Source organism: Pseudomonas sp. NUPR-002 (assembly GCF_056322725.1).
The window spans coordinates 1,946,249-1,972,518 of record NZ_CM150476.1 but is presented as its reverse complement, the minus strand read 5'-3'; the positions used below and the strand labels follow the sequence as shown (position 1 = coordinate 1,972,518).

Here is a 26,270-nt window from a genome sequence, read left to right as displayed (position 1 = left end):
ACGTCGGTTCAAAGCCCTAGCTTATACCGACTCAGACTGTCGCTTCATCCAGCATCAAGCGCTGACGCACGACATCGACCAACTTGTCGGGCTGGAACTTGGACAGGAAGTTGTCACAGCCCACCTTTTTCACCATCGACTCGTTGAAACTGCCGGACAGCGAGGTGTGCAGCACAACGTGCAACGCTCGCAAGCGCGCATCGTTACGAATTTCCGTGGTCAGGCGATAACCGTCCATCTCTGGCATTTCAGCGTCGGTGAAAATCATCAGCAACTTCTCACACATGTCTTCCCCGGCGTCGGCCCAGGCTTTGAGCATGCGCAACGCCTTGAGACCATCGCTGGCGACATGCATTTTTACCCCCAACTGCGACAAGGTATCGCGCAGTTGCGCCAAGGCCACGGTGGAGTCGTCCACCAACAGCACCTCACGGCCACGGGCACGCGCCAGCACCGGGTCGTCAAGCTTGTCACGCGAGACTTTGGCGCTGTACGGCACGATCTCAGCCAGCACCTTCTCAACGTCGATGATTTCCACCAACTGCTCATCGACCTTGCTGATGGCCGTCAGGTAATGCTGGCGCCCAGCACTGCTGGGCGGCGGCATAATGGCCTCCCAGTTCATATTGACAATGCGATCGACCCCGCCGACAAGAAACGCCTGCACCGACCTGTTATATTCGGTAACAATAATGGTGCTACCAGGACCAGGCGTCAGTGGCCGCATACCGATCGCCTGGGACAGGTCGATCACTGGCAAGGTCTGCCCGCGCAAATTGACCACCCCACAGACAAAAGCATGACGCTGCGGCATCAGGGTCAGCTTGGGCATCTGCAGCACTTCTTGAACCTTGAACACGTTGATCGCGAACAACTGCCGGCCAGCCAGGCGGAACATCAGGATTTCCAGGCGGTTCTCACCCACCAGCTGCGTTCTTTGGTCTACCGTGTCGAGAATGCCAGCCATCTAAAGAACCCCCAGGCTTGTTCCAAGAAATGAATCCAATGGCCTTGTATCGGCCAGATCAGGCGCAGCTTGACCCCTGAAGAAAATGCTCAAGCAGTCATTGATGTCATTTTAACATCATGGTTAACTGCACCTAGTCCCCTTCTGTCGCTTTTGCCCGCAAAGCGTCGCAAACCGCCCATCCCATCAGGGAAACCCTTAGCAGCAATCGGGCGAGACCTGATGTTCGCGATATCCATTAGCCATTAATGTGACGCCATTCTCATTGCATGAACGGAGTCAGGCTTTTGTCAGTCATCGCCTCATTATGGCCAGCACCTGCTCCAGCCCTTTGCGCTGGAGCCAAATGATGGCTAACGAATCACTGAACAGCAGCCTGGTCCAGGACTTTCTGGTGGATGCCCAGGTCTTGCTGACCCAGGCCGAAGAGTGCCTGCAGCACCTGGAACTGATCGACAATGATCCAGATGCCTGCCATTGCCTCAATGACACCCTGGCAACCCTGGTGACTCGCGCCGAGACTTTGGGGCTCGTTGAGGTAGCCAATTACAGCAACCAATTGCAACGCTTGCTGGACACCGCCCAGCAGCCGTCACACTTGCCTGGCAGCGCGCTGCCTGCACTCGAAGAGTGCCTGACGCTATTGGCCTGGCAGTTGGAACTGGTGGATCCCAGCACCGGTCGCCTGGGGCTGGATACAGATGAACAGGCCGCACTGCTGGATAAGCTGGCAGCAGCCCTGAACCCGGCGTCACCCTGCGCCTCTTGCAGCACGAGCATGATGCTCTGCGAACACCCACAGCACACGCCGCACAAAGCAACTGGACGCTTTGACGCAGGCAACTAAAGGGTAATAGACAAAGAGCCAGCCCACGGCAATCAGAGCACTCTACGCTCTGCACTAACAGCCAACTTCCCTCACTCGCCAATCATGTCTGCAGTCGTTTGCACAACTGCAGATTTAATTCAATTTGTGGAAGCTTTACCGTTAATACAGCGATGGCAAAGTGCTACATTTTTACGCACAACGCTTTCGGTATTGGCCTGTAAAACCCGGCATTTCAGACAGTTATAAGAGTTCGCCCCGCCCGCGATCTGAAGTGATACCATGCGCGCAATTAACGGGGAATCGAACCTCGACCGGTCATACCGCCAAGGACTTTTTCTCTTGATGCAAGTATTCGTCAGCCGTCTACCCTCACATTTAAATAAGAGTGAAGGTAATACAGCAACGCCTCTAGTTTGACCTTTTCAAGGCTTTCTTCAGCGATATTTCAGTGGCTTCATTTCTTATGCTCTCAGGCCTTATCAGATTCAAGCTTTGGCGCCCCGGAGCCGCTCTATTACGCGGGCTGACCGCAATCCTGTGCCTGGCCTCGATCATCGCCAACCTGGTGCTTTACCTCTACGCGCTACCAATGCCAGGCGCGGTACTGATACTGCATGTCGTGGCGATGCTGAGCATCGCCTGGCACTTGTGCCGCTGGGCGCGCTCGATTGCCATGCGCCCGGCAGAACTTGCCGATCGCCTGCTCAAGGTTCAGGAAAATGAGCGCCAACGTTTGAGCCGCGAGTTGCACGACGATATTGGTCAATTGCTGACGGCAGCCAAGCTCCAGGCCGACTGGCTGCAACGCCGCGTGCCGCAAGAGCTGCAGGAACACTGCAGCACCCTGCGCAGCACCCTGGACGATACCCTGACCAGCGTTCGCGATGTCTCCGCCATTCTCAACCCGCGCCAACTGGCGAGCCTGGGCCTGGAAGCCAGTTTGCGCGCCCACCTGCTGCGTACCTTGGAAAACACCAACGTGCACTGGAGCCTCGAGTGCCGCCAGCGCTTGGGCGGGATTTCAGAAGAAATGGCCATCGCCGCGTTCCGTATCACCCAAGAGGCGGTCACCAACATGCTTCGCCATGCCGACGCCCACAATCTGGTCGTGGCGATAGAGCGCCAACCGGCAGGCCTGGCCCTGTCCATCAGTGATGACGGCAAAGGCTTCCTGCCGGCCAGCAACCCGGCGGATCAAGGACAACGCGGCATGGCCGGCATGCTTGAACGCGTCACACTGCTTGATGGCACGCTGTCAGTCAGCAGCCAACCCGGCAAGGGCACGCGAATCAGTGCGCTGTTCCCTTGGCCACCACGCACCCTTGAACGCGCTCACACAAGTAACGCCCATGACCTGTAAATTGCTGCTGGTAGATGACCACTCACTGATTCGCGCCGGCGTTCGCGCCCTGGTTTCAGATATTCCCGGTTATACCGTGGTGGGCGAAGGCAATGACGGCAGCCAGTTAGCTGAACTGGTGCAGCAGTTGGACCCAGACATTGTCCTGCTGGATATTTCGATGCGCTCGACCAGCGGACTTGAGGCACTGACCGGGCTGCGCGCCAGTGGCTGCCGCAGCAAAGTGCTGATCTTGTCGATGCACACCGACCCCGAGCTGATCATGCAGGCTCTGGAAAGCGGCGCCCACGGCTACCTGCTCAAGGACACCACCGCCACCGAACTGGAACAGGCGCTGGCAGCGTTGTGTGGCGATGAGCGCTACCTGAGCCCGGCCATTGCCCACACGGTGATCAACCAGGCCCTGGTGCGGACTCAAAGCGTCAAACCAGCGCCAGCGCAAACCCACAACTTGACGGCCCGCCAGCTGGAAATCCTGCGCTTGATCGTACGTGGCAAATCCACCCGCGAGATTGCCCACGGGCTCGGCTTAAGTATTAAGACCGTCGAAACCCATCGCTCGCAGATCATGAAGCGCCTGCAGATCTTCGACGTTGCCGGCCTTGTGCTGTTTGCCGTGCGCGAGCAAATCATCAGCCTTGACGACTGAGCAGCGGTGAATCCGACGGCAAATGCACGTTCAAAGCTGAAGGCAACACTTCAAAACGCAAGCTGTCGCCTTGCAGCGGCTCACCATCGAGGTTGATGTCCAGTCCTTGCGAACTCTTGATTTCGACCCAGGGCAGGCGCGCCCGTACGAACAGGTTTTCTAGACCCAGACCATCGCTGAGCAGGCTACGTAAAGTGCCTACAACTTCCTGCGGCGCTGGCAGGATGCTGACTTCCAGCAACCCGTCATCAACCTGCGCCTGCGGACACAACACATGCCCACCTCCCGCCTGCCGACCGTTGCCGATCCCCAGCGCCAGCAAGTCGCCTTGCCAATGAAAATCCGGACCGTGCAGGTCAACAGAGGCGGCGCTCAGTTCGCTGAAGCGCGACAGCCCCGTGAACAGGTAGGCCGCCGCGCCCAGCACTTTTTTCAGGTCTTCGGAGGTATTGGCAGTCACTTGGCTGCCAAACCCGCCGGTGGCCATATTGAGAAACACCTGATCCCCTACCCGTCCCAGATCAATGGCCCGGGCCGGACTCTGCAGCAGCGCCAGCGCTTGCTCAGGCTCCAGCGGCACGCCAGCGGCGCGGGCAAAATCATTGGCCGTACCTAACGGCAGGAGCACCAGACTTGCCTCAGTACCCGCCTGCGCCATGGCTTCTGCAACATCACGCAGCGTGCCATCGCCGCCACCGGCCACCACATGCGTGTACCCAGCCGCCAACGCCTCGGTTACCAGGCGCGCCGCATCGCCAGCCTCCCAGGTCAGGCGTACGTCCAGTTGCCAGCCACGCTCGCGTTGAGCACCGACGGCCGCGCGCACTTGTTCGTTCATGGCCTGCTTGCCATGCAGGATCACCAGGGCTTTCTGCTGCGTCATGTCGTCTCCCCCACACACTGATCAACGAGCATCTGGACCACTGCAGGCGGGTGTTTGCTCCCTGCCCGATGGCTGGCTGAAAAAGAAAAATGCCGACTATTCACACAAATATCATTGAAAGAGCGCCCGCCCGGGTGCATCATTCGACAAATATTTGGCCTTCAAGGAGGATGCCGATGGTAAAAGTCATTTTATTGACTCATTACGCAAACGCCTGCCAGGTTTCGATTTCCCTTTACTGCACTGTAGTCTCAGTGCCCTGACTCAAGGCTGTGAAATGAGCGTTCTGATCCCCTGCATCATCGCCGGCGGTGCCGGCACTCGCCTTTGGCCGGTTTCTCGCGAAACCATGCCTAAACCCTTCATGCGCCTGCCCGATGGCCAGAGCCTGCTGCAGAAGACCTTCTCACGCGCTAGCACACTGCCCGGGGTCGAGCGCGTGGTCACGGTGACCAACCGTGAAGTGTACTTCCGCACGCAAGATGAATATCGCCAGGTGAACAGTGCCAATCTGGCGCTGGACTTCATCCTCGAGCCCTTCGGGCGCAACACCGCTCCGGCGATTGCCGCTGCGGCCCTGCACTGTGCCAGCCTGTACGGTGACAATGCTCAGTTGCTGGTGTTGCCTGCCGACCACCTGATCAGCGATTTGCCAGCCTTTGAGCGTGCAGTCGAGCAAGCCCGCAACCTGGCAGATGAAGGCTGGCTGACCACCTTCGGCCTCGTACCCAGCCACGCCGAAACCGGTTTTGGCTACATCGAAAAGGGCGACGCACTGAACGCCCAGGGCTACAAAGTGCAGTGTTTCGTCGAAAAGCCCGACGCCATCACCGCCCAACGCTACCTGGACGGCGGCCAACACCTGTGGAATGCCGGCATGTTCTGCATGCGCGTGGACGCCATTCTGGCTGAACTGGACCGCCACGTTCCTGATTTGCTCGCCAGCGTCCAGCATTGTCTGCAACAAAGCGCGCGCAAACAGGGCGAATGCGAATTGCAACTGGAACTCGACCCACAGACCTTCGACCGGGTGCCCGACATTTCCATCGATTACGCCGTCATGGAAACCTCCAGCCAGGTCGCCGTGCTGCCCGCCGACCTGGGCTGGAGCGACATCGGTTGCTGGGAAGCGGTCCGCGGCTTGAAAGAAGCCGACCACAACGGCAACCACTGCAATGGTGAGACGGTGTTGCACGACGTGTCCAACTGCTACATCGACTCGCCACGCCGCCTGGTCGGTGCCGTGGGCCTGGACAACCTGATCATCATCGACACCCCTGATGCCTTGCTGATCGCCGATGCCGCGCGCAGCCAGGAGGTCAAGGTGATTGCCCAACAACTCAAGCACCAGGGCCACGACGCCTATCGCCTGCACCGTACCGTGAATCGCCCGTGGGGCATGTACACCGTGCTGGAGGAAGGCCCGCGCTTCAAAATCAAGCGCATCGTGGTACGCCCGCAGGCCTCGTTGTCATTGCAGATGCATCATCACCGCAGCGAACACTGGATCGTGGTCAGCGGCATGGCCTGTGTGACCAACGGCGAAGACGAGTTTTTGCTCGACACCAACGAATCGACCTTTATCAAACCGGGGCGAGTACACCGCCTGACCAACCCCGGGGTGATCGACCTGGTCATGATCGAAGTACAAAGTGGCGAATATATGGGCGAGGACGACATCGTGCGCTTTACTGATATCTATGGACGCGCCCCGGAGCCAGCGAGCAACTGACATCCTGGCGCGTCCATTCATATCGGCATGCCGTTACCCGCCTGGTATATAGAGGAAAGGGGTCATGCGCGTACTCTGGACACTGCCTTACCTGCCCTGGCCAACCACCAGCGGCGGCAAAACCCGGCAATACCACCTGCTGCGCAATCTGGCGCAGCGGGGTCATCGCATCACCTTGCTGGTGCAATCGAAAGTTCCGCCCAGCGAGGCGGCACGTCAGGCGCTCGAGCCCCTGCTCGAACGCCTGATCGTGCTGCCCAGGCGCCCCCTGCACAGCCCCTTGAACCTGCTCGCCGCGGTATACGCCGGCTACCCGATGCGCGCCAGCGTGAACGGCCTGGCACCGCATTTGCGCCATTGCTTCGAGCAACTGCTGGAAGAACACTGGGATGTCATCCAGATCGAGCACAGCTATAGCTTTCAGCCGTTCGAGAAGGCCTTGCAGGCCCGGCGCCTGCCGTTTCTACTCAGTGAACACACCATCGAATCGGTGTCTGGCGCCGCCTGCCATGATCGCCTGCCGCTGTGGCTGCGGCCGTTCAATGCGTTTGACCGCTGGCGCTACCGGCGCTGGGAAAACCGCGTGCTGAGCCAGGCCGAGGAGGTAGTGGCGGTCAGCCCCAGAGATGTCGAGCACATCAGCCGCCTGACTGGCTACCCCGCCTCACTGGTGGTCAATGGCGTGGACTGCGCGCACTACCAGGATATCCACCCGTCACCGCGCAGCCAGCGCCTGTTGTTCGTCGGCAATTTCGAGTACAGCGCCAGCCTCGAAGCCATTGAATGGGCCCTGGAAGACATTCTTCCGCAAGTCTGGCAGAGCAACCCGGCGGTGCGCCTGGCGGTGGTCGGGCATGCCTTGCCACAAAGCTGGAAATCACGCTGGAGCGACCCGCGTATCGAATGGGTCGGCTACCTGCCGGACTTGCGCGAGCTGCAGCGCCATTCGGCAATTTTTTTCGCGCCGCTGCGCTATGGTGGCGGCTCGAAAATCAAAATCCTCGAGGCAATGGCTGCCGGGCTGCCGGTGGTGACCACGCTCAAAGGCGCGTCCGGGCTGCAACTAACCCATGGCGAACACTACCTGGGCAGCGATGACGCTGATCAACTGGCGCTGATGATCACTCAGTTACTCAACCAGCCTTGGCGCATGTGCCAGTTATCGGAGAATGCACGCCAGTTCGTCAACGACCGCCACGACTGGAGCATTGCCACCGCCCAGCTGGAAAGCGTGCATGCGCGCCTGAGCCAACGCGCGCCCCTGCTGGGCCAATTCAACGACAACAACTTGCTCGGCCGCTCAGCCGAGTAATTCACTCAAGGGAATGAACTGGACCGTGTCACCCCTGGCGGGTGTCGTGCCTTCGCGCACCTCCACCAAGCCCTCGGCCCAGGCAGCACTGCGCAACACACCCGAACTCTGGTTCTTGTAGATCAGCGCACTGCCCTGCTCCAGACGTGCTCGCAGGTACTCGCGGCGATTGCCGGCTTTGGGCCAGTCAAAACCGGCAGGCACCGGGAACTGCAGCGGCGTCACCTCTTGCACACCTTGACGGCGCAGCAAGTAAGGACGGGTCAGCAAACCGAAGGTCACCAACGTCGACGCCGGGTTACCCGGCAGGCCAATCACCGGTACACCTTTAAAGTGGCCGAACGTCAGCGGCTTGCCAGGCTTGATTGCCAGCTTCCACAGCGCCAGCTCACCCTCTTCGCGCAGGGCAAGACCTAAATAATCAGCCTCCCCTACCGATACACCGCCGGTTGAGAGAATCAGGTCGACCTGCCCCAGCGCTGCCAGGCATTCACGGGTCTTGAGCAGGTCATCGGCGAGAATCCCGCCATCAATCACCTCGCAGCCCAGGCGCTGCAACCAACTGATCAACAACCGTCGGTTGCTGTTGTAGATCTGCCCTGGCCCCAAGGGCAAGCCTGGCTCCACCAGTTCATCACCGGTCGACAGCACCGCCACCTTGACCTTGCGCACCACCGTGAGCACGGCACAGCCGAGCGTCGCCGCCAGCCCCAGCTCGATCGGCCCCAGACGTGTTCCGGCCGCCAGCACCGACTCACCCGCGCGGGTTTCCTGACCTTGTGGACGAATGTTCTGACCGACGTGCATCGGCTCGCTGAAACGCACGCGCTGATCGTCCTGCACCTCGGCGTTTTCCTGCATTTCGACGCAGTCGGCGCCGGGCGGCAACGGTGCACCGGTAAAGATGCGCGCACAGGTGCCTGGCTGCAGCGGCTCGGGGGCGTGACCGGCGAAGATACGCTGACTGACCGGCAAGGCATCACCCTGCCAGTCCGCCAGGCACAAGGCGTAGCCGTCCATTGCGCTGTTTGGCCAAGGCGGCAGGTCGAGGCTGGCCACCAATGCTTCGGCCAGCACGCGCCCCTCGGCCTGAGCCAGATCAACCTGCTCGGTTTCCACGATGGGCGTGGACTCAGCCAACGCCAGCAAACGTGCCAGTGCGTCTTCAACGGGCATCAACGGCGCGTTCACCGGCTCAACCACGGCTAGCGCAGGGTTCAGCCTGCTTGAGGTGGGTGACGAAGTTGCACGGACGATGACGGGCATCGAGCTGCTCGGCAAGGATTGCGTCCCAACCAGTGCGCACAGCGTTGGTAGAGCCGGGCAGGCAGCAGACCAGGGTGCCATTGGCCAGCCCGGCCAAGGCGCGCGATTGCACCGTGGAGGTACCGATATCAGCCAGGGAAATATGACGGAACAGCTCGCCAAAGCCATCGACTTGTTTGTCCAGCAGGCACGCAACCGCTTCAGGCGTGCTGTCACGACCGGTAAATCCGGTACCGCCAGTGATCAACACCACCTGCACCTGTTCATCGGCAATCCAGGTGGCAACCTGGGCGCGAATTTTGTACAGATCGTCCTTGAGCAACACCCGCGCCGCCAGGCCGTGGCCGGCTTCGGTCAGACGATCGACAAACACCTGCCCAGAGGTGTCGGTTTCCAGGGTGCGGGTATCGCTGACGGTCAACACCGCAATGTTCAACGGCACGAAAGGTACATCTGCCTTGGCTTTCATGGGACCTTGATCCTTTGGAGAGTATGGGCGGTGTTATATCACAGCCCTTCGAACTCCTGCTCAAGGCAACGTGCGCGGCGGGCAATCGTGCCCGCACTGGCTATGCTGCTAATGACAAGGAACTTGCGCCGTCGCCATGCGTCTCAAGCACATTACGCCCATCCTTTACTGGAGAAATAAAATGATTCAACGGACTCTTCCTGCATTCTTGCTCGCCCTGGGCCTGGGTACATTGGCCGGCTGCGCCTCGCCAACCGTCATCACCCTCAACGACGGCCGAGAAATCCAGGCAGTCGACACGCCGGAATATGACGATGAGACCGGTTTCTACGAGTTCGAACAGCTCGATGGCAAACACACCCGCATCAACAAAGATCAAGTGCGTACGGTCAAGGATCTCTGATCGCGGCGACAGCCCGACGGGGCTTGTCGAGGGGAACGATTTGAGTAATATTTTCTCCATCGGAGTGTAGCGCAGCCAGGTAGCGCGTCTCGTTCGGGACGAGAAGGCCGCAGGTTCGAATCCTGTCTCTCCGACCAGTTACTCAGTAAAAAGCCCGCTTCGGCGGGCTTTTTTATGGCTCACAGGACTCCCCCGGTAGGAGCGGGCTTGCCCCGCGATTGCGGGTTTTCAGACACATCGCATCGCGGGGCAAGCCCGCTCCCACACCGGATGATCAAGACAGTGAGTTCGAGTTGCCAGCATTGCGCAACAGCGGCGCGGCCAGCAGAATGCGCGCCTTTTGAATCTAGAGGTTGAAACAAAATGCGTAAGTCGCTTGCCATCCTGACTCTCGGCCTGCTGTGCACACAAGGTGCCATGGCCGGCGACGGCCAGACTGCCTTGGGCGGTGGCCTGGGTGGTGCATTGGGGAACGTAGTCGGAAAACAACTGGGCGGCAGCACCGGTGCGGCAATCGGTGCCGGCGTTGGCGGTGCAGCGGGCAGCGCCATGGCTGCTAAGAATGGCAACAAGACCAAGGCCGCCATTGGCGGTGGTCTGGGCTCGGCAGGTGGTTCGCTGATTGGCGGCAAACTGGGCGGCAGCACCGGTTCGACCATTGGCGCCGGCCTGGGTGGCGCGGCGGGTGGTGCGTTGGGCAATAACCTGGCGGACGATCACCGCAAAAAGCGTCATTGATACCCAAATAATCGCGAGGCAAGCCCCTCTCCCGTGGGAGCGGGCTTGCCCCGCGATATTTCACCGCTTCAAACGTTACAGCGCAGGCTCAGCCTGTTGTACCGCTGCCGCGCCTTCCGGCAACACCGGCACATACAGCAAGCCCAGACGCGAGCTGCTCCACTCACGGGTCTTGTTGGTCAGCTCAAGGTTATTGTTGAGCTTCTGGCCATAGGTCGGAACGATTTCCTTCAGCTTGGCCTGCCACTCAGGGGTCTTGATACGATCCTTGAAGCTCTTCTCCAGCACGCTGAGCATGATCGGCGCAGCGGTCGATGCACCTGGCGAAGCACCCAGCAGCGCGGCGATGGTGCCATCCTGGGCAGCAACCACTTCAGTACCGAACTGCAGCACACCACCGTGCACCGGATCCTTCTTGATCACCTGTACACGCTGACCGGCCTGCAACAGTTTCCAGTCTTCGTTCTTGGCGTTCGGGTAGTACTCGCGCAGGGCTGCCATACGGTCGTCGAAGCTCAGCATCAACTGCCCCATCAGGTAGGTGCTGAGGTCGATGTTGTCGATACCGGCATGGGTCATCGGCATGATGTTGTGAGTGGTCAGCGCAGCGAACATGTCCAGCAGCGAGCCGTTCTTCAGGAACTTGGTCGAGAAGGTGGCGAATGGGCCGAACAGCAGCACTTCCTTGCCGTCGATCACACGGGTGTCCAGGTGCGGAACCGACATAGGCGGCGCGCCGACCGATGCCTTGCCGTACAGCTTGGCCTTGTGACGGGCAACGATGTCCTGGTTGTCGGTCATCAGGAACTGGCCACCGACCGGGAAGCCGGCATAGCCGTCAGCCTCAGGAATACCAGACTTCTGCAGCAGCTTCAGGGCGCCACCACCGGCACCGATGAAGACGAACTTGGCTTTCACGCTGCGTTCGACACCCTTGTTGGCCAGGTCTGCAACGACCACGGTCCAGGTGTTGTCGGCGTTGCGCACGATGTCGCGCACTTCGTGCTGTACGTGCAGCTTGACGTTGTCGTGCTTGGTCAGCGAGCCGATCAGCTGGCGGGTGATTTCGCCGAAGTTGACGTCGGTGCCGATGTCCATGCGGGTTGCCGCGATCTTCTGGTCGGCAGCGCGGCCTTCCATCACGATCGGTACCCACTTCTGGATCTGTGCGTGGTCTTCGGAGTACTCCATGCCACGGAACAGCGAGCTGTGCTGCAGGGCCTCATGACGCTTTTTGAGGAACTCGACGTTCTTGTCGCCCCAGACCAGGCTCATGTGCGGCACGTTGTTGATGAACGACTTAGGGTTGCTCAGCACGTTCTGCTCGACCTGATAGGCCCAGAACTGCTTGGAGATCTCGAACTGTTCGTTGACCCCAACCGCTTTGCTGATGTCGATCTTGCCGTCGGCGCCTTCGCTGGTGTAGTTCAGTTCGCAGAACGCGGAGTGACCGGTACCGGCGTTGTTCCAGGCGTTGGAGCTTTCTTCGGCAACCTTGTCCAGACGCTCGTAGATGTCGATCGACCAGGTTGGCTCCAGCTCATTGAGGTAAGTACCGAGACTTGCACTCATGATGCCGCCACCGATCAGCAGTACATCGACGCTTTTCTCGGGCTCGTTGGGCTTCGAGCAACCGATGACACTCAGGCATAGGAGTGCCAGCAGGATTTTTTTCATAGTTCAATCCAATTGAGGTGAAGTAATTGGCAAAGACCGTTCATCCCGTTGTGCACGCCCTGTTTCTTGTTGTTGCTCGCGCATACCAAAGCTTAGCGGTGCTCGACGCTCAGGCAAGCGCACTGGACGCGTGGGCAATGGTTGGCGGCTGGGGTTGTTCGATGGATCGGGAACGGTCGTCACCCTGACGATAGCGACTGAAGCTTGCCGTCGGGTGCTTGCATGGCCTGGGCCTGACCGCCTTTAAGCACAAATCAGGCCAACTTTTACAAGACCAACGGCTAATAGCTAGGACGTGTCGTCGCACCCCATCTTTAGCGGTTTTTCTGGCGAGATTCCGCCACAGCAGCCGCTAATCGGCCTTCCAAGTGGCGGAAATCCCCCTCAACTCAAGCACTTAGGCGCGAAGTGACTTCGCCCAGCTGCCCCGACAGCCCATGCAGCCGGTGCCCGGCCTGCTCGGTGTGCTGCACCGCCTGCTGATTGGCCGTGGCAATCCGGGTGATTTCCACCAGGTTGCGGGAAATGTCTTCGGCCACGCTGGTCTGCTCTTCGGCAGCGGTGGCGATCTGACGGTTCATGTCGCGAATCGCTTCAACCGCCAGGGTAATGCGCTGCAGCATCTGCCCGGCTTGCTGTACCTGCTCGGCGCCCTCCTCGCTGCGCTGCTGACCACTGTCGATGGCCTTGACCGCCTCAAGCGCACCGGATTGCACCGCGCTGATGATCTGATTGATTTCGGCAATCGAGGCAGCCGTGCGCTGCGCCAGGCTGCGCACTTCATCGGCAACCACGGCAAAGCCACGCCCCGCCTCGCCTGCCCGTGCCGCTTCGATGGCGGCATTAAGGGCCAACAGGTTCGTCTGCTCGGCAATCCCGCGAATCACCTCCAGCACCTTGCCAATCCTCGCGCTGTCAGCTTCCAGGTGGCGAATAACCGCCGCGGTACCGGCAATCTCCTGATTGACCGAGGCGATGATGCGGATGGTGTCTTGCATCACCTGCTCGCCCGCTTGCGCACTGTGGTCGGCGTCATCCGCGGCGCGAGCGGCTTCGGCGGCATGGCGTGCGACCTCCTGGGCCGCGGCAGACATTTCATGCATCGCCGTGGCCACCTGATCAGTCCGTTGAAACTGGTCATCGGTACCGCGCGCCATGCTGCCGGCAATGTTGCGCAACTCACCACTGGCGCTCTCCAGCTCACCGGCATTGTTCTGCAAGCGAGCAATGGTGTCGGCAAGAAAGTCGCGCAAGGTATTGGCCGCCACGGCCAGACGCCCCAGTTCGTCATGACGGTCACTGGTGACCCGCGCCTCGAAGCGCCCCTGACTCAACTGCGCGACATATTCGATCAAGCCGCGGATCGGCTGGATCAGGTTGCGATTGACCAACCAAAGGCTGAACAGGCCCACCAGCAAGGCCGAGCCAAACATCACCAACAGTCCCAGCCAGACAATGCGCTGCGCGGACTCATTGATGGACTGCGCACGCGCCTGGGCATCGCTGCGCAACTGGTTGACCAGCTCACTCATCTGCTCGCTGGCAGCACGATCGACGCCTTTGACCGCCTGATCACCCACGGCTGGGTCAGCACCAGCTGCAAGGAACGCCTGACGTCCTCGCTCATAGGCCTGGCCCAACTGCCTATGGCTTTCCTTGAGTTGCTCGGCGCGCGCCTTGAGGGTTGTATCGCTGCCCTGAATCAACTGATCGAGCAGGTCTTGCACCTGCTGTTCACGCGCCAGAAATTGCTGCCAGTACTTGTCCAGCTCTGCCGGCTGCTTACCGCGCAGCAGTACGTTCTTCCACTCCTGCACCTGCACCTTGAACTGCAGGTTGGCCTCATCAATCAACTGCGAAGCGCGCACCGGCCCGTCGATCAATTGCCCGTAACCGTGCACGCTGGACGACAACAATTGAAAGCAGACCAGCGCGATCATCAGTATCGCCAACAGGCTGCCACCGAGTAACGCGAGAATTTGCACTCTGAGGGATTTACGCAACATCGGAAGGAGTCTCGGAACAAGGATAAAGGAGAGCGATACCGCCGGGTATCGACCAGGCAAAGACGTCCCTGTCCTTGTTCGCTGGCAACTGGCGCAGGCGAAAAAAAAGCTGCCATCGTTCGATAGCAGCCAAGTTCGAGCATTACGCAACAGCTGACACAGATAGTCTCAAGGCTTTGCTACAGAAATGTGACAGCCTACGGAACCCTGTCACATTTCCGTAACGTTGTTGAATTGCAGGGCTGCCAGCCGTGCGTACAGCGGGCTCTCCGCGATCAGCTGACGGTGCGTGCCAATGGCCACCAGGCGGCCCTGATCGATCACCGCAATGCGATCGGCATGCTGCACCGTGGCCAGGCGGTGGGCGATGACCAGGGTCGTGCGTCCGCTCATCAACGTCGGCAAGGCCTGCTGGATCAGGTGTTCGCTCTGGGCATCGAGGGCACTGGTGGCTTCGTCCAGCAGCAAGATCGGCGCGTCCACCAACAAAGCCCGGGCGATGGCCAGGCGCTGGCGTTGACCACCAGACAACCCCAGTCCGGCATCGCCCAGGTGAGTTTGATAGCCCTGGGGCAGTTGCAAAATGAATTCATGGGCATGAGCACTGCGGGCGGCCGCTTCAACCTGCGCCATGCTGGCATCGGCGCGGCCATAACGGATGTTCTCCTCGACGGTGCCAAAGAACAGCGCCGGGTTCTGTGCAACCAAGGCAAAGTGACGACGCAGGTCCTGCGGGTCGAGCCGGCTCAGGTCTTGCCCATCAAGCAGGATCTGACCTTGCTGCGGGTCATAGAAGCGCAGCAACAGGTCGAACAAGGTCGACTTGCCAGCTCCGGAAGGCCCTACCAAAGCCAGTGTTTCACCCGGCTCGACCTTCAGACTCAAGCCATCGATCGCCGCCGGCTCCGGCCTTGATGGATAGGCGAAACGCACCTCGCGCAGCTCAAGCCGACCACTGGCCCGCGGCAGCGAATGCTCCAGCCCCACCGTCGGCGCGGTGATTTCACTGCGCGCAGCCAGCAGTTCAGCAATCCGCTCTGCCGCACCGGCAGCGCGCTGCAACTCGCCAATCACCTCACTGAGGGTGCCAAAGGCGCTGCCCACGATCAGGCTATAGAACACAAAGGCCGCCAGCTCACCGGCAGATATCCGCCCGGCAATCACATCCATGCCACCGACCCAGAGCATCACCCCCACCGCCCCGAGCACCAGCACGATCACCAGGGTGATCAGCCAGGCGCGCTGCATGATGCGCTTGCGTGCAACCGCAAAGGCCGCCTCCACCGTACGGCCAAAGCGTTGCTGATCGCTCGCCTGGTGGTTGTAGGCCTGCACCGTTTTGATCTGCCCCAGGGTTTCCGCCACATAACTACCGACATCGGCGACCCGATCCTGGCTCTGGCGCGACAAGCTGCGCACCCGCCGACCGAAAATCAGGATCGGTGCCAGCACCAACGGCAGGGCCAGCACCACAATGCTGGTGAGCTTGGGGTTAGTGATGAACAGCAGCACGATACCGCCCAGCACCATCAGGGCATTGCGCAGGAACAACGACAGCGATGAGCCGATCACCGATTGCAACAAGGTGGTGTCAGCGGTGAGCCGCGACTGGATTTCCGAGCTGCGATTGCGCTCGAAAAAGCCAGGGTGCAGGTAGATCAGGTGATCGAATACCTGCTGGCGGATATCGGCCACACAACGCTCACCAATCCACGACACCAGGTAAAAGCGGCTGAAAGTGCCGATCGCCAGGGCCAATACCAACAACAGGAACAAGCCGATGGTTTGGTTGAGCAAATGCGGGGAACGGGTCATGAAGCCCTGGTCGACCAACAACCGGATACCCTGCCCCATGGACAAGGTGATACCCGCCGTGACCACTAACGCCAGCAACGCCAGCAGCACCTGTTGGCGATACGGCCGAATGAAGCGCCAAGCCAGGCTCAGCGCCTGACGCTGGCGGGGGGAGAAGCGGTTGAGCATGGAAAGTCCGACGGTCAGCTGTTTTGCCCAGCCTACACCGTACCGCTCGTCCTACGCCAAGGAACCCTGAGTAATACAAGTCATCCGTATAAAAACTGACCCCAGTCAGCTTTAAGGTCGAGTTCATCCACCACTAGACCGTTTCGATCTAAAGTACCACTGGAGGTTTACCTAGCTTTCTGTTGGACTGGGACAAATCGTACGGGAAGTACCGACGGCGCTGTCATAGTTCGGTCACCGGGCGATTCTAGTCTGAGCTTGCAACCTGATGAGGAGACAGGAAATGAGCTTGCAACAAAGCAGCACCCAGCCGAAAACCACGCCCAACCCGCAAGCGCCGGTCGGCGGCTCGGTCATTGATCAGAATGGCAAAGAGATCACCATCACCGAAGAGATGATCCAGCAAGCCTGCGAAAAGCTGGAGCAGAGCCGCAAAGACCCCGCCAAGAAAGACTGAACCGCGCGAATTTTCAACCCGGCACCAGCGCCGGGTTTTTATTGGTTCCTCATGGATTTCCGGGGCAGGATTGGCTTTGGCTTTGGCTTTGGCTTTGAGGGCTGTGGGCTTATCCATTTGATGGGGTGGCTGGGCTGGCCCCTTCCGCCTTTACAGCGGCATTGCTCCCGCGAGGACCGCGCTAACGAGCCATCCATGGCCCGAAGCGCTTGACGGGCTCCTGCCCGTCACCTCACTACGCAATACCTCCACTCAGCCTTCTGAAGTCGCAAACTGTGTCGCCTGACCCATCGCAGAGGTGCCTGTACGGCTTGACCCGGTAGGAGCGGGCTTGCCCCGCGAGGCGGTGTGACAGCTACACCGCGATCGCGGGGCAAGCCCGCTCCCACAGGTGGTGCAAGACGGTATCTCCCACCGGCAGGGCCGAATGCAGGGGCCACCCCATCAAATGGATAAGCCCACAGCCCTCAAAGCCAAAGCCAACCCTTCCCCGACAATCCGTGAAGAGCCTTTTTATTGCCTGAGGCTCCCCCCGTTTACAGCAGCACACCACCCAAGGCATGAACCATCTGCGCCAGGTGTGGCGCATCACCGTGCAGCCGCACCCGCAGGCCCTCGATCTCGCGACGCGGTGGGTAATGTTTGCGCAAGGCGTCAAAGGCTGCCTTCTGCTCAAGCACATCACTGCTCAGGCTGCGGCGAAAATCAGCGTCGTCACGGCGTGGGTCATATACCGCGCGGCACAGCGTGGCCAACGCCCAGGCCGGATCGGTTTCCGCCTGCAGGCCAACTTCGGCCAGCCACGGCTGGGGCAACAGGTCTTCCAGCAATACCGACGCCGGCTCACCACGCCAGGCACAGAAAGCCTGATAGATCTGCGCGGTACCGCGCTGCTTGCCGTCCAGGCTGTAGCCAGCGATGTGTGGCGTGGCCAGCACGCACAGGTCTGCCAGCTCCAGATCCACCTGTGGTTCGCCTTCCCAGACGTCCAGCACTGCCAGAACATCTTCACGTGCCAGCAGCAGTTCGCGCAGCGCCGCATTGTCGATCACCGGGCCGCGGCTGGCATTGATCAACCAGGCACCCTGACGCAACAACGCCAGGCGCTCACCATCTAGCAGATGCCAAGTGGCGTGCTCACCGCTACGCGTCAGGGGGGTATGCAGGCTGATCACATCGCACTCAGCCAGCACGGTCTCCAGGCCGACATACTCGCCGCCCTCGCGCGCCTGACGCGGCGGGTCACAGACCAACACCTTCCAACCAAGCCCACGCAGCACCTCGACCAGGCGCCCGCCCACCTCTCCGGCACCGACCACGCCGTAGGTACGCGCAGACAAATCAGCGCCATCGAGCTCGGCCAGGGTCAGTACACTGCCCAGCACATAGTCGACCACGCCACGGGCATTGCAACCTGGCGCGCTGGACCACTGAATGCCTGCCTGGGCGAAGTAATCCAGCGCCAGATGGTCGGTACCAATGGTGCAGGTGCCAACGAAACGGACCTTGCTACCTTCGAGCAGCGCCTGATCGACACGCGTCACCGAGCGCACCAAGAGGACGTCGGCATCTTTCACACAGGCGGCATCGATGGCACGCCCTGGATAGCGGCGGATTTCACCGAAGCCAGCAAAGAAAGCATCGAGCAGCGGAATATTCTCGTCGGCAACAATCAGCATGGCGCTCTCCTATCGGGGTGCGCAGTGTAGGCCTTTGCCAGGGCGCTTATCCAGCCGAATGCACAGATGCCGGCCAAGCTTCCTGACCGATGCGTCAAAAAGTGTAGACTAAGCGGCTTTGTGCACTATTTTTGTGGACGCCTGCCTCGTGACTGCCATGACCACCACCCCTCACACCCCGCCCATTTCCCGCCGTCCGCGCATACGCGCTGAGCTGCGCAGCCTGATGATGCTGGCCACGCCGATCATCATTGCCCAGTTGGCCACCACCGCCATGGGTTTTGTCGATGCGGTCATGGCCGGACGCGTCAGCCCACGCGACCTGGCGGCAGTGGCACTGGGTAACTCGATCTGGATTCCGGTGTTCCTGCTGATGACCGGCATCCTGCTCGCCACCACTCCCAAGGTGGCACAACGCTTCGGCGCCGGCCAACACAGCGAAATCGGTCCGCTGGTGCGCCAGGCACTATGGCTGGCGGTCGCCGTCAGCCTGATTGCCAGTGCGCTGCTGCTCGGTGCCGAACCCGTGTTGCAGGTCATGAAGGTTGATCCGCAGTTGATCGAGCCGAGCATGGGCTACCTGCAAGGCATCGCCTTCGGCTTCCCCGGCATGGCGCTCTATTACGTACTGCGCTGCTACAGCGATGGCCTGGGCCTTACCCGCCCGAGCATGGTCATTGGCTGCCTGGGGCTGCTGCTGAACATCCCACTGAACTACATACTGATCTATGGCCACCTCGGCTTCCCGGCGCTGGGTGGTGTTGGTTGCGGCTGGGCCAGCGGCATCGTCATGTGGTTCATGGCCCTGAGCATGGCCGCGTGGAGCCGCTGGGCGCCCGCCTACCAGAACAGCCGCGTGCTGGTGCGTTTTGAGCGCCCGCAATGGGCGGTGATCAAGCGCTTGATCGGCGTTGGCCTGCCCATCGGCATCGCGGTATTCGCCGAATCGAGCATTTTTGCGGTGATCGCCTTGCTGATCGGCAGCCTCGGCCCGACCGTGGTGGCCGGCCATCAGATCGCCCTGAACATCAGCTCACTGCTGTTCATGATTCCCTACTCGCTGGGCATGGCAGTGACCGTACGCGTGGGCCAGGCGATTGGCGCGGGCGAACCGTATCAGGCGCGCTTTGCGGCGTTGGTGGGACTGGCGGCGGCGCTGGTATTTGCCTGCTTCTCGGCCGCTTTGATCCTGCTGATGCGCGAACCGATCGCGTCGATCTACACCCCGGACACCGCGGTTATCCAGATCGCCGCGATGCTGATTGTGTATGCCGCGCTCTACCAGTTCTCCGACGCCATTCAGGTAATCGCCGCCGGTGCGCTGCGAGGCTATCAGGATACCCGGGTGACCATGATCCTGACCCTGTTCGCTTACTGGGGCATCGGCCTGCCGGTGGGGTATGTGCTGGGCCTGACCGACTACTTCGGCCCGGCCAGCGGCCCTAACGGCTTGTGGGAAGGGCTGATCGCTGGCCTGACCTGCGCGGCGCTGATGTTGTCGATTCGCCTGGCACGTAGCAGTGCCAAGCATATTCGCCGCGCGCAGAGGCCTTAATCGAGTTTCTTGCGGATCCAGTACAGGTAAGTGCCCGCCTCTTCCTGTTGCTGGACCAGCTCATGGCCAAGGAACACGCAGAACTTGGGGATATCGCGGCGTGTCGAGGGATCGGTGGCAATCACCTTGAGCAGGCCACCGGCGGCCAGATCGCGCACGTGCTGGTGCAGCATCATCACAGGCTCGGGGCAGTTCAAGCCGGTGGCGTCGAGCACGGCATCTGGGGTGAAATCGGTCATCTATAACTCCGGAAACAGTAGGTGCGGGCTTGCCCCGCGAATGCCAGTCAGCGTGGTTTCAAGTCCAGACGGCGCAAGTGGCAGGTCACTTCTTCACGGTCGTGATACAGCTGCTTGCAGCCAATCGAAACCTTGACCTTGCGAGCCTTGAAGCCTTCTTCAATGCGATCGAGCAAACGCCGCACTTCGGCATACCGCTGCTTCATCGGCAGTTTGAGATTGACCACCGCCTCCCGGCACAAACCTTCACCCAACCAGGTCTCCAGCAACGCAGCACTGCGCGCCGGCTTTTCGACAATATCGCAGACCATCCAGTCCACGGTCTGCTTGGGCTTGTAGGTAAAGCCATCGGCCATCAAGTGCTGAACCAGACCGGTATCCATCAGGCTCTCAGCCATAGGCCCATTGTCGATGGCAGTCACCAGCATACCGCGTTGCACCAGTTGATAGGTCCAGCCACCCGGTGCTGCACCCAGGTCGACACCGGTCATGTCGTCAGACAGCCGCGCATCCCATTGATCTTTGGGAATGAAATGATGCCAGGCCTCTTCCAGCTTGAGGGTCGAGCGGCTTGGTGCTTCACGCGGAAACTTCAGGCGTGGGATACCCATCGGCCACATCGCCGAATTGTCGGCACTAGCGACACCGACAAACACCCGCCGACCGCTGACAAAGGTCAACAGCAAGCGCGGCTTGCTCGGGTCTTCAAGCAAACGTCCAGCCTTGCTCAGGGCCTTGCGCAGTGGTACCTCGAACTTGCGGCAAAACGTCGAAAGCTCCTTACCGTCGTTGGTGTCCATCACCTCCAGCCACAGGCTGCCGCACTGTGGGTACTGCGCCAGTGCGTCGAGCAGCACGCTGATACGATCGGTTTCCGGCAACTCGACAAAACTGCCACGCGCCCACTGACGGGGGAAAATCAGTTGCGCAAAGCGCAGTTCGCGCATCAGACGCTCAGCGCCTTCATCATCGTTGCAGATGAATTCGGCACAGGCCGTTTGCGGCTTGGCCTTGGCGTAACCGGCAACGTCCAGGCGTGCGGCGTGCTCGGCGATTTCGGCACAGACTTCACTCTCGAAGCCGGGCCGGCAATGCATAAACAGGGTATTCATTTTCACTCCAGGACGGTTGGCGGCCAATCGCCCCAACCCTGACCGGGCGCAATGCACTGCGCCGGCAAATGCGCGAATGATAAAGGAAGATCGGAACCTGTGACATGCCCCGCCGGTCCAGTACTTGGTCAGGTGCGCCAAACGGGGCTAACCTGACCGTTCAGCCAGGTCCGTGCCGTGCGGACCCCACAGAGGCGGTGCATCGGCGACAGCAAGGAAGATTGCCGAGCACCGGCGCAGAAGGAGTTGGTAATGCCCTCGCTCGATAGCCTGAAAACCCTCAAGACGCTCACGGTCGCTGACCGCCCCTACCACTACTTCAGCCTGACTGAAGCCGCTAAACAGCTGGGCGACTTGCAGCGCCTGCCGATGTCGCTGAAGGTGCTACTGGAAAACCTGTTGCGCTGGGAGGACAACAAAACCGTCACCCGCGCCGACCTCGGCGCCCTCGCCGACTGGCTCAAAGAGCGCCGCTCAGACCGCGAAATCCAGTACCGCCCGGCACGGGTGCTGATGCAAGACTTTACCGGTGTTCCGGCGGTGGTCGACCTGGCCGCCATGCGCGCGGCCATGGCCAGGGCCGGTGGCGACCCGCAACGGATCAACCCGCTGTCGCCGGTGGACCTGGTCATCGACCACTCGGTGATGGTCGACCGCTATGCCAGCCAGCAGGCGTTCGCCGAGAACGTCGATATCGAAATGCAGCGAAACGGTGAGCGCTATGCGTTCCTGCGCTGGGGCCAGAATGCCTTCGATAATTTCAGCGTAGTGCCGCCAGGTACCGGTATTTGCCACCAGGTTAACTTGGAGTACCTGGGACGCACGGTGTGGACCCGCGAAGAAAACGGCCGTACTTACGCATTCCCCGACACCCTGGTCGGCACGGACTCGCACACCACCATGATCAACGGCCTGGGTGTGCTGGGTTGGGGGGTCGGCGGTATCGAAGCGGAAGCGGCCATGCTCGGCCAACCGGTGTCGATGCTGATCCCGGAAGTGATCGGCTTCAAGCTGACCGGAAAATTGCGCGAAGGCATCACCGCCACCGACCTGGTGCTGACCGTCACCCAGATGCTGCGCAAGAAAGGTGTCGTGGGCAAATTCGTCGAATTCTACGGCGATGGCCTGGCGGACCTGCCGCTGGCTGACCGCGCCACAATCGCCAACATGGCCCCCGAGTACGGCGCCACCTGCGGGTTTTTCCCGGTCGACCAGGTCACTTTAGATTACCTACGCCTGTCGGGGCGCCCTGAACAAACGGTGCAACTGGTTGAAGCGTACTGCAAGGAACAGGGCCTGTGGCGCCTGCCCGGCCAGGAGCCACTGTTCACCGACAACCTGGCCCTGGACATGCACGAAGTTGAAGCCAGCCTGGCCGGCCCCAAACGCCCTCAGGACCGCGTCGCGCTATCGCAGGTCAGCCAGGCCTTTGACAGCTTTCTCGGCTTGCAGCTGCGCGCCTCGAGCAAAGATGTGGGCCGCCTGGAAAGTGAAGGCGGCGGCGGTGTCGCCGTGGGCAATGCCGATCAGGCCGGTGAAGCCAGCTATGAGCATGGCGGCCAAAGCCACGTACTGCGCGACGGTGCTGTGGTCATTGCCGCCATCACCTCCTGCACCAACACCTCCAACCCCAGCGTGATGATGGCGGCGGGCCTGGTGGCGAAAAAGGCGGTCGAGAAAGGTCTCAAGCGCAAGCCCTGGGTCAAGAGTTCACTGGCCCCTGGTTCGAAAGTCGTCACCGACTACTACAAGGCCGCCGGCCTCACACCCTACCTGGATGAACTGGGCTTTGATCTGGTCGGCTATGGCTGCACCACCTGCATTGGCAACTCCGGACCGCTGGACGATGCGATCGAGAAAGCCATTACTGCTGCTGACCTGACCGTCGCTTCGGTACTGTCGGGCAACCGCAACTTCGAAGGCCGGGTGCACCCGCTGGTGAAAACCAACTGGCTGGCCTCGCCACCACTGGTGGTCGCCTATGCCCTGGCCGGCAGCGTGCGCCTGGACTTGAGCAGCGAAGCGCTGGGTATCGGCTCCGATGGCCAGCCGGTGTACCTGCGTGACATCTGGCCAAGCCAGCAGGAAATCGCCGCAGCGGTTTCCCGCGTCGACACGGCGATGTTCCACAAGGAATACGCTGAAGTGTTCGCCGGCGACGCTCAATGGCAAGCGATTGAAGTGCCACAGGCAGCCACCTACGTCTGGCAGGACGACTCCACCTACATCCAGCACCCGCCGTTCTTCGACGACATCACCGGGCCGTTGCCAGTGATCAAAGACATTCCTGGCGCCCGGGTCCTGGCCCTGCTCGGTGACTCGGTGACTACCGACCACATCTCCCCTGCCGGCAATATCAAGGCCGACAGCCCGGCCGGACGTTACCTGCGTGACAAAGGCGTGGAACCGCGCGACTTCAACTCTTACGGCTCACGCCGTGGCAACCATGAAGTGATGATGCGCGGCACGTTCGCCAACATTCGCATCCGCAATGAGATGCTGGGCGGCGAAGAAGGCGGCAATACACTCCACGTGCCGAGCGGCGAGAAAATGGCGATCTACGATGCGGCCATGCGCTACCAGGCCGAACGTACGCCGCTGATCGTGATTGCCGGTCAGGAATATGGCACCGGCTCAAGCCGCGACTGGGCGGCCAAAGGTACCAATTTGCTGGGGATCAAAGCGGTGCTGGCGGAAAGCTTCGAGCGTATTCACCGCTCCAACCTGGTTGGCATGGGTGTGCTGCCCTTGCAGTTCATCGCAGGCCAATCCCGCAAGACCCTGGCCCTCGATGGCAGCGAGCGCATCGATATCCTCGGCTTGAGCCATGCCAAGATTCAGCCCCACATGAACCTCAGCCTGAACATCACCCGCCAGGATGGGCGTCAGGAACAGTTCGAGGTGTTGTGCCGTATCGACACCCTCAATGAAGTGGAGTACTTCAAGGCCGGCGGGATCTTGCACTACGTGCTGCGGCAATTGATCGCAGCGTGAAATCGCGGCCCGGCCGCAACGGCCGGGCCTTCCACGGTTACAGGGTGAAAGCGCCATTAGACTGAGCGGTCACTCGCCGACTTTTGTGTCAAAAATATGAAAGAATGCAGCGAAATCGCTGAAGTTTGCGCGCATCACATAGCGTAAGCCCTGCCGTGAATCCTTGAGCCAGATCAAGGATCGAAAATATTCATTCAACAAAACCTTCACACTGCCGATACACCACGAAAGCCTTGCGGATTGAACAGCTTATGCGTAACAACCAGCCAATAACCCAGCGCGAACGGACTTTCCCAGCTCAACAACGCTTGATCTCGACCACCGATACCAAGGGTGTTATCACCTATTGCAACGATGCCTTCGTCGAAATCAGCGGATTTTCCCGCGAGGAACTACTGCGCGCGCCGCACAACCTGGTACGCCACCCCGATGTTCCGCCAGCGGTATTTGCGCACATGTGGGGCACGCTCAAGCAAGGCTTGCCATGGATGGGCATCGTCAAGAACCGTTGCAAAAGCGGCGACCACTATTGGGTCAACGCTTATGTCACCCCGGTGTTCGAAAACAACCAGGTGGTTGGCTACGAGTCCGTTCGGGTCAAGCCAACCAGCGAACAGGTACGTCGGGCCGAGGCCCTGTACCAGCGCATCAACCAAGGGCGCACAGCGATCCCGCGCCGTGACAAATGGCTGCCAGTCGTACAAGACTGGCTGCCGTTCATTCTGGTCAGCCAGGTTGGTTTCCTGATCGGTAACTGGCTTGGTCATTCCTGGGGCTTTGCCCTGGCGGCAGCCCTTTCAGTGCCGCTCGGCCTGCTGGGCCTGAGCTGGCAGCAACGTGGCCTCAAGCGTCTGCTACGCCTGGCCGAACAGGCCACCTCCGACCCGCTGATTGCCCAGATGTACACCGACAGCCGCGGCGTTCAGGCCCGTCTGGAAATGGCCATGCTCAGTCAGGACGCACGGATGAAAACCTGCCTGACCCGTCTGCAGGACACCGCAGAACACCTGAACGAACAGGCCCGGCAATCCGATACCCTGGCCCACAACAGTTCTTCGGGGTTGGAGCGCCAGCGAGTCGAGACCGAACAAGTCGCCGCCGCCGTCAACCAAATGGCCGCCACCACTCAGGAAGTGGCCAACCACGTGCAGCGCACTGCCGACGCCACCCAGGAAGCCAACCGCCTGACTGGCCGTGGCCGCGATATCGCGGGCGAAACCCGTGACGCCATCCAGCGCCTGTCGGCGGCAGTCGGCGAAACCGGCCTGACCGTGACCCAATTGGCGCGTGACAGCGATGAAATCGGTGGTGTAGTCGATGTCATCAAGGGCATTGCCGACCAGACCAACCTGCTGGCACTCAACGCCGCCATCGAGGCTGCACGTGCAGGCGAGATGGGCCGCGGCTTTGCCGTGGTGGCCGACGAGGTTCGCCAACTGGCACAACGCACCAGCGAATCGACCGGCCAGATCCACGGCCTGATTGCCAAGCTGCAGCAAACCGCCACCAATGCCGTGCAAACCATGGAAGCCGGGCATCGTCAGGCCGAGGAAGGTGTAGCGCGGGTCATGGAGGCTGACCAGGCCTTGGTCGGTATCAGCGAAGCGGTGGCCAACATCACCGACATGACCACGCAGATTGCTGCAGCTACCGAAGAGCAGACAGCGGTTGCCGATGAAATCAGCCGCAACATCAGCACCATCGCCGACCTGGCGGACCAGACCTCCGAACAGGCGCAGCACTCGGCGCTGCTCAGCGAAGAACTGACCCGCACCGCGACCACGCAGTACTCGCTGGTCGAACGCTTCAACCGCTGACAAAGGGTGGGAGCAACGGCCTTACACCCTCTGTGGGAGCAACTGTCTTGATCATCCTGTGGGAGCGGGCTTGCCCCGCGAAGCAGGCACTGCGGTGAATGGCACGGGCTTCGCCCGTGTTCGCGGGGCAAGCCCGCTCCCAC

General features: G+C 60.6%; 21 protein-coding genes, 1 tRNA gene and 1 pseudogene. 12 read left to right on the top strand and 11 right to left on the bottom strand.

Annotated elements, in window-relative coordinates; all coding sequences use genetic code 11:
• Window positions 1–31: 31 nt before the first annotated feature.
• Entirely contained in the window at window positions 32–967 is a 936-nt protein-coding gene (locus ACVWSC_RS09155) for a chemotaxis protein CheV (protein ID WP_442113333.1), read from the bottom strand.
• Between the two features lie 349 nt (window positions 968–1,316).
• Here ACVWSC_RS09155 and ACVWSC_RS09150 point away from each other — a divergent pair, with 349 nt between their 5' ends.
• From ACVWSC_RS09150 to ACVWSC_RS09140, 3 genes are all read left to right on the top strand, one after another.
• On the top strand, window positions 1,317–1,814 hold the full coding sequence (locus ACVWSC_RS09150) for a histidine kinase (RefSeq protein ID WP_442113332.1): 498 nt from the start codon (window positions 1,317–1,319) through the stop codon (window positions 1,812–1,814).
• A 445-nt stretch (window positions 1,815–2,259) separates the two neighbouring features.
• Window positions 2,260–3,156, top strand: coding sequence for a sensor histidine kinase (locus tag ACVWSC_RS09145; RefSeq protein ID WP_442113331.1), 897 nt, complete (start codon window positions 2,260–2,262; stop codon window positions 3,154–3,156).
• Complete coding sequence (locus tag ACVWSC_RS09140) at window positions 3,146–3,805, top strand: response regulator (protein WP_442113330.1); 660 nt, start codon at window positions 3,146–3,148, stop codon at window positions 3,803–3,805. Before ACVWSC_RS09145 ends, ACVWSC_RS09140 begins: the two co-directional genes overlap by 11 nt.
• On the opposite strand, the gene yegS is transcribed toward ACVWSC_RS09140, so the two are convergent.
• The gene (gene yegS, locus ACVWSC_RS09135; protein WP_442113329.1) at window positions 3,789–4,688 is read right to left on the bottom strand and encodes a lipid kinase YegS; all 900 of its coding nucleotides are present in this window, start codon (window positions 4,686–4,688) and stop codon (window positions 3,789–3,791) included. The genes ACVWSC_RS09140 and yegS overlap by 17 nt on opposite strands.
• Window positions 4,689–4,965: 277 nt before the next feature.
• Between yegS and ACVWSC_RS09130 the strand changes: the two genes are divergently transcribed.
• Both ACVWSC_RS09130 and ACVWSC_RS09125 read left to right on the top strand, forming a co-directional pair.
• A complete protein-coding gene (locus ACVWSC_RS09130) occupies window positions 4,966–6,420 on the top strand; it encodes a mannose-1-phosphate guanylyltransferase/mannose-6-phosphate isomerase (RefSeq protein ID WP_442113328.1) in 1,455 nt (484 codons plus the stop codon).
• 64 nt (window positions 6,421–6,484) lie between these two features.
• Window positions 6,485–7,732: a glycosyltransferase family 4 protein gene (locus ACVWSC_RS09125; RefSeq protein ID WP_442113327.1), complete on the top strand. Its 1,248-nt coding sequence runs from the start codon at window positions 6,485–6,487 to the stop codon at window positions 7,730–7,732.
• On the opposite strand, the gene ACVWSC_RS09120 is transcribed toward ACVWSC_RS09125, so the two are convergent.
• Both ACVWSC_RS09120 and moaB read right to left on the bottom strand, forming a co-directional pair.
• On the bottom strand, window positions 7,721–8,908 hold the full coding sequence (locus ACVWSC_RS09120; protein ID WP_442113326.1) for a molybdopterin molybdotransferase MoeA: 1,188 nt from the start codon (window positions 8,906–8,908) through the stop codon (window positions 7,721–7,723). The genes ACVWSC_RS09125 and ACVWSC_RS09120 overlap by 12 nt on opposite strands.
• A gap of 19 nt (window positions 8,909–8,927) precedes the next feature.
• A complete protein-coding gene (moaB, locus tag ACVWSC_RS09115; protein WP_442113325.1) occupies window positions 8,928–9,467 on the bottom strand; it encodes a molybdenum cofactor biosynthesis protein B in 540 nt (179 codons plus the stop codon).
• A 181-nt stretch (window positions 9,468–9,648) separates the two neighbouring features.
• Here moaB and ACVWSC_RS09110 point away from each other — a divergent pair, with 181 nt between their 5' ends.
• From ACVWSC_RS09110 to ACVWSC_RS09100, 3 genes are all read left to right on the top strand, one after another.
• Window positions 9,649–9,870 carry a YgdI/YgdR family lipoprotein gene (locus ACVWSC_RS09110; RefSeq protein ID WP_442113324.1) on the top strand — a complete coding sequence of 74 codons (222 nt, stop codon included), beginning with the start codon at window positions 9,649–9,651 and terminating at the stop codon, window positions 9,868–9,870.
• Between the two features lie 60 nt (window positions 9,871–9,930).
• Window positions 9,931–10,007: transfer RNA gene (locus tag ACVWSC_RS09105), tRNA-Pro, on the top strand.
• 226 nt (window positions 10,008–10,233) lie between these two features.
• Window positions 10,234–10,608 carry a glycine zipper domain-containing protein gene (locus ACVWSC_RS09100; protein WP_442113323.1) on the top strand — a complete coding sequence of 125 codons (375 nt, stop codon included), beginning with the start codon at window positions 10,234–10,236 and terminating at the stop codon, window positions 10,606–10,608.
• Window positions 10,609–10,683: 75 nt separating this feature from the next.
• Here the strand turns inward: ACVWSC_RS09100 and mqo are convergent, their stop codons facing one another.
• The 4 genes and pseudogenes from mqo to ACVWSC_RS09080 all read right to left on the bottom strand — a co-directional run bounded on the left by mqo (window position 10,684) and on the right by ACVWSC_RS09080 (window position 16,274).
• A complete protein-coding gene (mqo, locus tag ACVWSC_RS09095) occupies window positions 10,684–12,285 on the bottom strand; it encodes a malate dehydrogenase (quinone) (protein ID WP_442113322.1) in 1,602 nt (533 codons plus the stop codon).
• Window positions 12,286–12,674: 389 nt separating this feature from the next.
• Window positions 12,675–13,379: a methyl-accepting chemotaxis protein gene (locus tag ACVWSC_RS09090; RefSeq protein ID WP_442114278.1), complete on the bottom strand. Its 705-nt coding sequence runs from the start codon at window positions 13,377–13,379 to the stop codon at window positions 12,675–12,677.
• A gap of 228 nt (window positions 13,380–13,607) precedes the next feature.
• Window positions 13,608–13,718: pseudogene (locus ACVWSC_RS09085) on the bottom strand (hypothetical protein); the annotation flags it as partial.
• A 783-nt stretch (window positions 13,719–14,501) separates the two neighbouring features.
• A complete protein-coding gene (locus tag ACVWSC_RS09080) occupies window positions 14,502–16,274 on the bottom strand; it encodes an ABC transporter transmembrane domain-containing protein (RefSeq protein WP_442113321.1) in 1,773 nt (590 codons plus the stop codon).
• 283 nt (window positions 16,275–16,557) lie between these two features.
• Here ACVWSC_RS09080 and ACVWSC_RS09075 point away from each other — a divergent pair, with 283 nt between their 5' ends.
• A complete protein-coding gene (locus tag ACVWSC_RS09075; RefSeq protein ID WP_442113320.1) occupies window positions 16,558–16,731 on the top strand; it encodes a PA1571 family protein in 174 nt (57 codons plus the stop codon).
• A gap of 536 nt (window positions 16,732–17,267) precedes the next feature.
• Here ACVWSC_RS09075 and pdxB read toward each other — a convergent pair.
• The gene (gene pdxB / locus ACVWSC_RS09070) at window positions 17,268–18,410 is read right to left on the bottom strand and encodes a 4-phosphoerythronate dehydrogenase PdxB (RefSeq protein ID WP_442113319.1); all 1,143 of its coding nucleotides are present in this window, start codon (window positions 18,408–18,410) and stop codon (window positions 17,268–17,270) included.
• A 157-nt stretch (window positions 18,411–18,567) separates the two neighbouring features.
• Here pdxB and ACVWSC_RS09065 point away from each other — a divergent pair, with 157 nt between their 5' ends.
• On the top strand, window positions 18,568–19,965 hold the full coding sequence (locus tag ACVWSC_RS09065) for an MATE family efflux transporter (protein ID WP_442113318.1): 1,398 nt from the start codon (window positions 18,568–18,570) through the stop codon (window positions 19,963–19,965).
• Here ACVWSC_RS09065 and tusA read toward each other — a convergent pair.
• Both tusA and rlmM read right to left on the bottom strand, forming a co-directional pair.
• Window positions 19,962–20,204, bottom strand: coding sequence for a sulfurtransferase TusA (gene tusA, locus ACVWSC_RS09060; protein ID WP_330080494.1), 243 nt, complete (start codon window positions 20,202–20,204; stop codon window positions 19,962–19,964). The genes ACVWSC_RS09065 and tusA overlap by 4 nt on opposite strands.
• Window positions 20,205–20,251: 47 nt before the next feature.
• Window positions 20,252–21,316 (bottom strand): 23S rRNA (cytidine(2498)-2'-O)-methyltransferase RlmM, encoded by a 1,065-nt coding sequence (gene rlmM / locus ACVWSC_RS09055; protein WP_442113317.1) that lies wholly within the window; start codon window positions 21,314–21,316, stop codon window positions 20,252–20,254.
• A 252-nt stretch (window positions 21,317–21,568) separates the two neighbouring features.
• On the opposite strand from rlmM, the gene acnA reads away from it, so the two are divergent.
• Both acnA and ACVWSC_RS09045 read left to right on the top strand, forming a co-directional pair.
• Window positions 21,569–24,310 carry an aconitate hydratase AcnA gene (gene acnA, locus ACVWSC_RS09050; RefSeq protein ID WP_442113316.1) on the top strand — a complete coding sequence of 914 codons (2,742 nt, stop codon included), beginning with the start codon at window positions 21,569–21,571 and terminating at the stop codon, window positions 24,308–24,310.
• 251 nt (window positions 24,311–24,561) lie between these two features.
• On the top strand, window positions 24,562–26,127 hold the full coding sequence (locus ACVWSC_RS09045) for a methyl-accepting chemotaxis protein (RefSeq protein ID WP_442113315.1): 1,566 nt from the start codon (window positions 24,562–24,564) through the stop codon (window positions 26,125–26,127).
• Window positions 26,128–26,270 lie beyond the last annotated feature (143 nt).